The sequence below is a fragment of the Kitasatospora sp. NPDC040550 genome (genome assembly GCF_055594965.1).
The window spans coordinates 74511-84057 of record NZ_JBVIWC010000033.1 but is presented as its reverse complement, the minus strand read 5'-3'; the positions used below and the strand labels follow the sequence as shown (position 1 = coordinate 84057).

Annotated in this window: 8 protein-coding genes; 5 read left to right on the top strand and 3 right to left on the bottom strand. The window is 73.4% G+C overall.

The window, feature by feature from the left end; translation table 11 throughout:
* Window positions 1–492 precede the first annotated feature (492 nt).
* Together ACZ58X_RS35060 and ptsP are read left to right on the top strand one after the other, a co-directional pair.
* Window positions 493–942 carry a PTS sugar transporter subunit IIA gene (locus ACZ58X_RS35060; protein ID WP_470337613.1) on the top strand — a complete coding sequence of 150 codons (450 nt, stop codon included), beginning with the start codon at window positions 493–495 and terminating at the stop codon, window positions 940–942.
* 102 nt (window positions 943–1044) lie between these two features.
* A complete protein-coding gene (gene ptsP, locus ACZ58X_RS35055) occupies window positions 1045–2715 on the top strand; it encodes a phosphoenolpyruvate--protein phosphotransferase (RefSeq protein ID WP_470337612.1) in 1671 nt (556 codons plus the stop codon).
* 83 nt (window positions 2716–2798) lie between these two features.
* Here the strand turns inward: ptsP and ACZ58X_RS35050 are convergent, their stop codons facing one another.
* From ACZ58X_RS35050 to ACZ58X_RS35040, 3 genes are read right to left on the bottom strand one after another with little or no spacing between them, the layout of a single operon-like run.
* Complete coding sequence (locus ACZ58X_RS35050) at window positions 2799–4901, bottom strand: acetoacetate--CoA ligase (RefSeq protein ID WP_470337611.1); 2103 nt, start codon at window positions 4899–4901, stop codon at window positions 2799–2801.
* Window positions 4902–4946: 45 nt separating this feature from the next.
* The gene (locus ACZ58X_RS35045) at window positions 4947–5495 is read right to left on the bottom strand and encodes an NUDIX domain-containing protein (protein WP_470337610.1); all 549 of its coding nucleotides are present in this window, start codon (window positions 5493–5495) and stop codon (window positions 4947–4949) included.
* A 21-nt stretch (window positions 5496–5516) separates the two neighbouring features.
* On the bottom strand, window positions 5517–6464 hold the full coding sequence (locus ACZ58X_RS35040) for an NUDIX hydrolase (protein ID WP_470337609.1): 948 nt from the start codon (window positions 6462–6464) through the stop codon (window positions 5517–5519).
* A gap of 161 nt (window positions 6465–6625) precedes the next feature.
* Here ACZ58X_RS35040 and mmuM point away from each other — a divergent pair, with 161 nt between their 5' ends.
* From mmuM to ACZ58X_RS35025, 3 genes are all read left to right on the top strand, one after another.
* Window positions 6626–7570, top strand: coding sequence for a homocysteine S-methyltransferase (gene mmuM / locus ACZ58X_RS35035; protein ID WP_470337608.1), 945 nt, complete (start codon window positions 6626–6628; stop codon window positions 7568–7570).
* A gap of 145 nt (window positions 7571–7715) precedes the next feature.
* Entirely contained in the window at window positions 7716–8480 is a 765-nt protein-coding gene (locus ACZ58X_RS35030; RefSeq protein WP_470337607.1) for an IclR family transcriptional regulator, read from the top strand.
* A 308-nt stretch (window positions 8481–8788) separates the two neighbouring features.
* A complete protein-coding gene (locus ACZ58X_RS35025; RefSeq protein ID WP_375892419.1) occupies window positions 8789–9499 on the top strand; it encodes an MIP/aquaporin family protein in 711 nt (236 codons plus the stop codon).
* The last annotated feature ends 48 nt before the right edge of the window (window positions 9500–9547 follow it).

The window sequence follows — 9547 nt, the reverse complement described above, 5'->3', positions numbered from 1 at the left end:
TGGCACGCTGTTGAGTTCTCAAGGAACGGACGCTTCCTTCGGACCGCCTTCCAGCGGGCCCTCCGGGCGCTTCGTTCTTTCGTGTTTCCAGCTTACCAGATGTTTTCCGCTCCGTTTACCGGGGCTTTTCGCATCTGAAATCTGGTGTTAACCGCCGAGTTGCGGCGACTCGACCAACCTTAGCGGGTCGGTTGGCGGAGCGCGAATCGGGGCTCGCCGTGGGTCGCCCGGACGGCGGCATGATTTGTTGCTCTCGCGAGCATATACAGCAATGGTCCTGATTCGCCAAGATGCCTGTAGAGTGCGGCGCATCGACCAAGAGGACTAGACCAGTCGCGAGTCGATGTGACGCCGGTCGGTAGACGGGCGGGGGCGTGGGTCTTCGCCCGGGAATGTCGACAGATGTCCGAAGTTGACATGATTTAGGCTTCGGTTGATCGTGTGCCGCACCTCGCGGCCGCTCGCTGTATTGCGCACTTGGGAGGCACAACCATGACCATTGTGACGTCGCCGCTGACCGGCCGGGCTGTCGGGCTGGCCAACGTGCCCGACCCGGTGTTCGCGGGCGCGATGGTCGGTCCGGGCACCGCGATCGACCCGGTTCGCGAGCCCACCGAGGCGGTCGCTCCGGTGGACGGCGTCGTGGTCTCCATGCACCCGCACGCCTTCGTGGTGGTGGACGCGGACGGGCACGGTGTGCTGACCCACCTCGGGATCGACACGGTGCAGCTGAACGGCGAGGGCTTCGAGCTGCTCGTCAACAAGGGCGACACGGTGACCCGTGGTCAGGCCGTGATCCGGTGGGACCCGGCCGCGGTCGAGGCCGCCGGCAAGTCGCCGATCTCGCCGATCGTGGCGCTGGAGGCCGCCCCCGACTCCCTGGGCGGCCTGGTCGAGTCCGGCGAGGTCCAGGCGGACGACCAGCTGTTCAGCTGGAGCTGACCCCTCAACCACTGACACACACCCGCCCCGCAGGAGTTGACGGGGCGACCCGGCACTCAGCGGTTCCCGGCGGGGCCGCTCCTCTCAGCGGAGAACAGGTACATGGAGAAGACACTGCGCGGCGTGGGTGTCAGCCACGGGGTCGCGATCGGCCAGGTGCGGCACATGGGCACGGCGGTCCTGGAGCCCCCGGCCACCCAGATCCCGACCGAGGAAGCCCCGCGCGAGCAGGCTCGCGCCCAGGCGGCCGTCGAGGCGGTCGCGGCCGACCTGATCGCGCGCGGCAACCTGGCGGGCGGCGAGGCGCAGGCCGTGCTGGAGGCCCAGGCGCTGATGGCGCAGGACCCGGAGCTGATGGCCGACGTGTCCCGCCGGATCGCCGTCGGCAGCAGTGCCGAGCGTGGCGTGTACGACGCCTTCGCGGCCTACCGGGCGCTGCTGGCCTCCGCCGGGGACTACCTGGCCGGGCGCGTCGCCGACCTGGACGACGTGCGCAACCGCATCGTGGCGCGCCTGCTGGGCGTGCCGATGCCGGGCGTGCCGGACAGCGACGAGCCGTATGTGCTGTTCGCGCGGGACCTGGCGCCGGCCGACACCGCTCTGCTGGACCCGACGCTGGTGCTCGGCTTCGTGACCGAGGAGGGCGGGCCGACCAGCCACAGCGCCATCCTGGCGCGGGCCATGGGCGTGCCGGCCGTGGTCGCGCTGTCGGGGGCGACGGACGTCGCCGAGGGCACCGTCGTCGCGGTGGACGGCAGCTCGGGCGACGTGCTGCTGGACCCTTCGCAGGAGAAGCAGGACGAGCTGCGGGCGGTCGCCGCCGAACGCAAGGCCGCGCTGGCCGCCTCCTCCGGCCCGGGGCAGACCTCGGACGGGCACCGGGTGCCGCTGCTGGCCAACGTGGGCGGCCCGGCGGACGTGCCGGCCGCGCTGGAGAACGGTGCGGAGGGCGTCGGCCTGTTCCGTACCGAGTTCCTGTTCCTGGACGACTCGGCGAAGGCTCCCAGCGAGGAGAAGCAGGTCGAGGCGTACCGCAAGGTGCTGGAGGCCTTCCCGGAGGGCCGGGTCGTGGTCCGGGTGCTGGACGCGGGCGCGGACAAGCCGCTGGACTTCCTGACCCCGGCCGACGAGCCGAACCCGGCGCTGGGCGTACGTGGTCTGCGTACCCTGCTGGAGCACCCGGAGGTGCTGCGCACCCAGCTGCGGGCGCTGGCCACGGCGGCCGCGGGCCTGCCGGTGCACCTCGAGGTGATGGCCCCGATGGTGGCCGACCGCAAGGACGCCGCGGACTTCGCCGCCGCGTGCCGCGAGGCCGGGCTGGACGCCAAGTTCGGTGCGATGGTGGAGATCCCGTCGGCCGCGCTGCGGGCCCGGTCGATCCTCCAGGAGGTCGAGTTCCTGTCCCTGGGGACCAACGACCTGGCCCAGTACACCTTCGCCGCCGACCGTCAGGTCGGTGCGCTGGCCCGGCTGCAGGACCCGTGGCAGCCGGCGCTGCTGGACCTGGTCGCCGCGGCCGCCGAGGCCGCGCAGGCGACCGGCAAGAGCTGCGGCGTCTGCGGTGAGGCCGCGTCCGACCCGCTGCTGGCCGTGGTGCTGACCGGTCTGGGTGTCACCAGCCTCTCCATGGGCTCGGCCTCGATCCCCTACGTGCGGAGCACGCTGGCGAAGTACACGCTGGCGCAGTGCCGCCGGGCCGCCGAGGCGGCTCGGGCCGCGGACAGCGCCGAGGAGGCGCGGGCCGCCGCGCAGCAGGTGCTCTCCGGCGAGTAGGAACCGGAAACGCCGAAGGGGCGCTCCCACCAGTGCGGTGGGGGCGCCCCTTCGGCGTTTCCCGGATCGGTCGGGTCCGGCGATCAGGCCTGGCGGTCGACCCGGAGCTGCTCGAAGAAGCGCAGGTGGTCGAGGTTGTCGACCGAACCGGGGTTGACGGCCTGCTCTAGCGGGGTGCCGGAGAGGATCCGCTTGACCGGGACCTCGATGCGCTTGCCGGTCAGCGTGTGCGGCAAGCCGCGGACGGCGATCACCTCGTCGGGGACGTGGCGCGGGGAGAGCTCGGTGCGCAGCGAGCTGCGGATGCGGCCGATGAGGTCGTCGTCGAGTTCGGCGCCGGGGGCGAGGACGACGAACAGCGGCATCCAGTAGCCGCCGTCGGGCTCCTCCAGGCCGATGACCAGGGACTCGGCGATCTCGGGGAGGCGCTCGACCACCTCGTAGATGTCCGAGGAGCCCATCCGGACGCCCTGGCGGTTGAGGGTGGAGTCGGAGCGGCCGTGGATGACGACGGTGCCCCGGGAGGTGACGGTGATCCAGTCGCCGTGGCGCCAGATGCCGGGGTAGGTGTCGAAGTAGCTGTCGTGGTAGCGGGTGCCCTCGGGGTCGTTCCAGAAGCCGGTGGGCATCGACGGGATCGGCTTGGTGACGACGAGTTCGCCGACGGTGTCGGTGTGCGGGTGGCCCTGGACGTCCCAGGACTCGACGGCGGCGCCCAGGCAGGGGGCCTGGATCTCGCCGAGGTGCACCGGCAGGGTGGGGACGCCGCCGACGAAGCAGGAGCAGACGTCGGTGCCGCCGCTGACCGAGGCGAGCCAGACGTCCTGCTTGACCTCGTCGTAGATCCAGCGGAAGCCGTCCGGCGGGAGCGGGGAGCCGGTGGTGCCGATGCAGCGGACGGCGGAGAGGTCGAGTTCGCGGCCGGGGTGGAGCTCGGCCTTGCGGCTGGCGATGACGTATGCGGCGGAGGTGCCGAGGACGGTGGCGCGGGTGCGGGCGGCGACGGACCACAGGGCGCCGGTGTCGGGGTGGCCGGGGCTGCCGTCGTAGGTGACGATCGTGGCCCCGACCAGGAGGCCGGCCAGCAGGAAGTTCCACATCATCCAGCCGGTGGAGGTGTACCAGAGGAAGCGGTCCTGGGGGCCGAGGTCGAGGTGGAGGCCGGCCTGCTTGAGGTGTTCGAGCAGGATGCCGCCCTGGCTCTGGACGATGGCCTTGGGCAGGCCGGTGGTGCCGGAGGAGTAGAGGACCCAGAGCGGGTGGTCGAAGGGGACCGGCTCGAACACCGGCGCCACGTCGTCGGCGACCAGGTCGTCCCACTGGAGGGCGCCCTCGGGGGCCGGGGCGCCGAGCAGCGGTACGTGCACCACGGTGTGCAGGCTGGGGAGTTCGCGGCGCAGCTCGGCGACGACCTCGGTGCGGTCGTGGTCCTTGCCGCCGTAGTGGTAGCCGTCGACGGCGAAGAGGACCGCGGGTTCGATCTGCTGGAGGCGGTCGAGGACGCTGCGGGCGCCGAAGTCGGGGGCGCAGCTGGTCCAGATCGCGCCGACCGCGGCGGTGGCGAGCAGCGCGACGGCGGCCTGCGGGATGTTGGGCAGGTAGGCGCTGACCCGGTCGCCGGGGCGGACGCCGCGGGCGCGCAGGGCGGCGGCCAGCGAGCCGACCTGGCGGCGCAGCTCGGACCAGCTGAGGGCGGCCGGCTGCTCGGTGGTCTCGTCCAGGTGGAGGATGGCCGGGCGGTCGGCGTTGGCGGGGTCCTCGGCGGCGCGCAGGGCGTGCTCGGCGTAGTTGAGGCGGGCGCCGGGGAACCAGCGGGCGCCGGGCATGGCCGGGTCGGCGAGGACGGCCTCGGGGGCCTCGGTGAAGCGGACGTCGAACCACTGGGTGACCGCCGTCCAGAAGCGGTCCAGGTCGGCGGTGGACCAGGCGTGCAGGTCCGCGTAGCGCTGGGCGGCCTGCTGGTCGTCGGCGGCCGGGGCGAGCGGGGCGGCCGGGGCTCCGTGGTGTTCGGCGGCCCAGGCCTGGAAGGCGACCAGGCTGGTGGCGGCGGCGCGAGCGGGGTTGGGGCGCCAGAGCGGCTGGTCCTGGGAAGGGGTGCTCACGGTGGTGGTCTCCCGGCCGGTGGTGGGGACGGGTGAGCTCGTGGCCAACCCGTCCGGTTGGGCTGTCGGTGCAGACCATGCCATGCGAGCGGCCGCTGCGCCAGGGTCGGCCGGGCGCTGCGGCGCCCCTCAGCGGGCCGTGAACTCGCCGTCGAACCAGCGGCGCAGGATGCCGTTGTGGAAGTCCCAGACCAGCGCGGTGTCGGCGGTGGCGAGCAGCCAGCCCTCGGTCTCGTCGGTGGGGAGGGAGGGCGGTAGCTCGGCGAGCGGGCGGGCGGGGAGGAGTCCGCAGAGCATGACGAAGCGGCCGTTGGGGTCGGAGGCCGTGTGGATCAGGCGGACGTCGGCGGCCTCGGCCAGGATGCCGGTCTCCTCGGCGAGTTCGCGCACGCAGGCCTGCTGCCAACTCTCGCCGAAGTCCATGTAGCCGCCGGGGAAGGCGAGTTCGCCGTAACCGGGTTCGATGGTGCGGCGGATGACGACCAGGGCCGGGTCGGCGTCGGGCCGGGTGACGGGCAGGACGGTGACGGCGACGGGCAGCGGGTTGCGGTAGCTGATCTCGGCGCAGCCGGGGCAGGTGCGGGGCCAGGCCTCGGTGCCGGGCGGGTACGGCGTGCCGCAGAAGTGGCAGTGGGAGAACGGCCGGTGGGTGGTGCGGGTCGCTTCGTCGGTGGTCATGGGCGGATGGTAGCCCGGGGCTCAGCGGGGCCGGTCGGTGGTGGCTGCTCCGAGGCCCTGGCCGTCCTCGCGGGCGGGGCGGAGCAGGGCGGGGTGCAGCAGCTGGGCGTCGCCGGCGTGGTAGGTGCGGGCGCGGGGGCCGCCGCGGGCGCCGCCGCGCTCGGTGGTGGTGCCGGTGCTCTCGACGAAGCCGGGGACGGAGAGGACCTTGCGGTGGAAGTTGCCGGGGTGGAGCTTCTCGTCCCAGACGGCCTCGTAGACGGCGCGGAGGTCGGGGATGGTGAAGTCGTGGGGCAGGAAGGCGGTGGCTAGCGGGCTGTACTCCAGCTTGGCGCGCACCCGGTCGAGGCCGTCGGCCAGGATGCGGGCGTGGTCGAAGGCGAGCCGCATCGGGTGCGGTGCGGCCGGCGGGGGGCCGGTGTGCCCGTCGACGCCACCCCCGTGGGTGTCGGCGGGCACACCGGCGGCTGGGGCGCGGTCCGGGGACCGCGGGGCCGGGTCGAGATCGGCCACCGGGTGCCAGGCGGCGGCCGCGGCGTCCGTGCCGGCCTGCGGGTCGGGCAGGTCCGGGGCGAAGGCCAGGTAGGCGACGGAGACGACGTGCATCCGTGGGTCCCGCTCGGGGGCTCCGTAGGTGCCGAGCTGTTCGAGGTACAGGCGGCAGAGCGCGGCCTCGGCCCCGGAGACGCCCTGGAGGCCCGTCTCCTCGGCGAGCTCGCGGGCGGCGGCCTCGTCGAGGCCCTCCTCCCCCGCCCGCAGGAAGCCGCCGGGCAGCGCCCAGCAGCCCTGGTAGGGCGGGGCGCCGCGTTCGACCAGCAGCACGTGCAGCCGGCCGCCGCGCAGCGTCAGGGCCACCACGTCGACGGTGACGGCGATCGGGGCGTAGGCGCGCGGGTCGTACGCGGCGAGCCACTCCTGCTCGGCCGTGGGCCCGGCGGCGGGCTGGGGGGACGTGTCGTCCGCTGCCATCGCCGGCTCCTCTCCGCGCCCCTGGGGCACCTGGTGCTGTCGTTCTCGGGATGAGCACAACGTAACGACTCCGTTCCCCGGCGGCAAACGGTTTTCCCGGTCGGCGGAGGGCTCCGGCTTCTAGGCTGTGACCAGGAACGACCGTGCCCGAGGAGGCCGAGATGCCCACTGCTCCCCCGCCGGACTTCGCCACGGCGCTGGCGGCCGGCCCGCTGGTCCTGGACGGCGGGATGTCCAACCAGTTGGCCTCCGCCGGGCACGACCTGTCGGACGCGCTGTGGTCGGCGCGGCTGCTCGCGGACGACCCGGACGCGGTGGTGGCGGCGCACCGGGCGTACTTCGCGGCGGGGGCCGACGTCGCGATCACGGCGAGCTACCAGGCCAGCTTCGAGGGCTTCGCCCGGCGCGGGGTGGGGCACGCGGCGGCGGCCCGGCTGCTGGCCGGCAGCGTGGAGCTGGCCCGGGAGGCGGCGCGGGCCGAGCCGGGCGGGCGGCGGCGCTGGGTGGCGGCCTCGGTCGGCCCGTACGGGGCGGTGCTGGCGGACGGTTCGGAGTACCGGGGCCGGTACGGGCTGGACCACGCGGAGCTGCTGGCGTTCCACCGGCCGCGGCTGGAGGTGCTGGCGGCGGCCCGGCCGGACGTGCTGGCGCTGGAGACGGTGCCGGACGCGGACGAGGCGCGGGCGCTGCTGGAGCTGGTGCGCGGGCTGGGGGTGCCGGCCTGGTTGTCGTACAGCGTGGCGGACGGCCGGACCAGGGCCGGGCAGCCGCTGGAGGAGGCGTTCGCGCTGGCGGCGGAGGTGGACGAGGTGCTGGCGGTGGGCGTCAACTGCTGCACTCCGCGGGACGCGGACCTGGCGGTGGCGGTGGCCGCGGCGGTGACCGGGAAGCCGGTGGTGGTCTACCCCAACAGCGGGGAGCAGTGGGACCCGGACCACCGGGACTGGCGCGGGGAGTCGACCTTCCGCTCGGCGCGGGTGGGCGGCTGGCTGGCGGACGGCGCGCGGCTGGTCGGCGGCTGCTGCCGGGTCGGCGCCGACGGGATCGCCGCGCTGGCGGCCGAGGTGTCGGTGCGGCGCGGGCTGCTCAGCGGGGTGGAAGGGTAGCGGGCGGGCCGGGCGCGGAAGGTTAACACCGGGCCGAGTGCGGGTTACCGAGGGGGAAGGTGCACGGACGGACGGCGGCCTGGCAGACTCGTCCCGTCACCCCTGCGGTCGACAATGTCGACCGCCTCTCAGCCCGGAGGTATCCATGCCCGGCCCGATCCAGTCGCTCTCCCGGGCCGCCGCGATCATGCGCCTGCTGGCCGGCGGCGAGCGCCGCCTGGGGCTGTCCGAGGTCGCGACGGCACTGGACCTCGCCAAGGGCACCGCGCACGGCATCCTGCGCACGCTGCAGCAGGAGGGGTTCGTCGAGCAGGACCCGGAGAGCGGCAAGTACCAGCTGGGCGCCGAGCTGCTGCGGCTGGGGCAGAGCTACCTGGACGTGCACGAGCTGCGGGCACGGGCGCTGGTGTGGGCGGACGACCTGGCCCGGGCGGCCGGGGAGACCGTCTACCTGGGGGTGCTGCACCAGCAGGGGGTGCTGATCGTGCACCACGTGTTCCGGCCCGACGACACCCGGCAAGTGCTGGAGGTCGGCTCGATGCAGCCGCTGCACAGCACCGCGATCGGCAAGGTCCTGGTGGCCTACGACCCGGTCGCGCGCGGGGAGTTGGGCGACGGGCCGTACGAGCCGTACACCGTGCGGACGCTGACCGAGGCGAGCGACCTGGACGCCGAGTGCGCGCTGATCCGCGAGCGCGGCTGGGCGGACTCGATCGAGGAGACCTGGGAGGGCGTGGCCTCGATCGCGGCGCTGATCCAGGACCGGCGGCGCAATCCGGTGGGCGCGGTGTGCATCAACGGGCCGGTGGAGCGGGTCTGCGAGGACGGCTTCGTGAAGCCCTCGCTGGTGGCCTCGGTGCGCAGCGCGGCGCGGGCGATCTCCCGCGACCTGGGCGCCGGGCGGTTCTGAGCAACGCGGTCGATTCGTCACGCTGAGGCGCGGACGGGCGGTGAGCCTGTCCGCGCCTTGGCGTTTTGCCCCGTTTCGGGGCGCTCCGCTGGGTAACTTCGGGGGACCTTCCGAGGGAAGGGTCACAGCTGCGTAACCCCGCCTTGACGCGGGGCCGACCTGGGGAGGAAGCTTCCGCATGACGGTCGACATTGTCGAACGATGGCCGGGAAGATCACTCCCCCAGCGCGCTCACCCGCACAGGGATCGACCGGCCACCCGCCCCCACCCACGCTTCGGGCCATGACAAGGGAGTCTTTGTGTCCGCCATCTCCAACGGCGACGTCTTCGTCGGCGAAACCCTCGGCACCGCCGCCCTGATACTCCTCGGCGGCGGCGTCTGCGCCGCCGTGACCCTCAAGAAGTCGAAGGCCTTCAACGCCGGCTGGCTGGCGATCACCTTCGGCTGGGGCTTCGCGGTCCTCATCGCCGCCTACATGACCGGGGCCAAGTCCGGCGCCCACCTCAACCCGGCCGTCACCATCGCCATCGCCGTCAAGACCGGCGAGTGGAGCCAGGTGCCGCTGTACATCGGCTCCCAGCTGCTCGGCGCGATCATCGGCGCCGTCATGGTCTGGCTCGCCTACCTCGGCCAGTTCCAGGCCAACAAGGAGCCCACCCTCGGCATCTTCTCGACCGGGCCCGAGATCCGGAACCCGCTCCAGAACGTGATCACCGAGGTCATCGGCACCTTCGTGCTCTGCATGGCGATCCTCACCCTCGGCACCACCAAGGGCCTGGGCGACAGCGGCATGGGCACCCTGATCGTCGCCCTCACCGTCGTCGGCATCGGCCTCTCCCTCGGTGGCCCGACCGGCTACGCGATCAACCCGGCCCGTGACCTCGGCCCGCGCATCGCCCACACCTTCCTGCCGATCCCGAACAAGGGCGGCTCGGACTGGTCGTACGCCTGGATCCCGGTCGTCGGCCCGATCCTGGGCGGCCTCGCGGCCGGCGGCGTGTACAACGCCCTGTTCTAAAGGCCCGGTTGGAAACCGCCGAGCACGGGGACTGACCGGACGTACGGG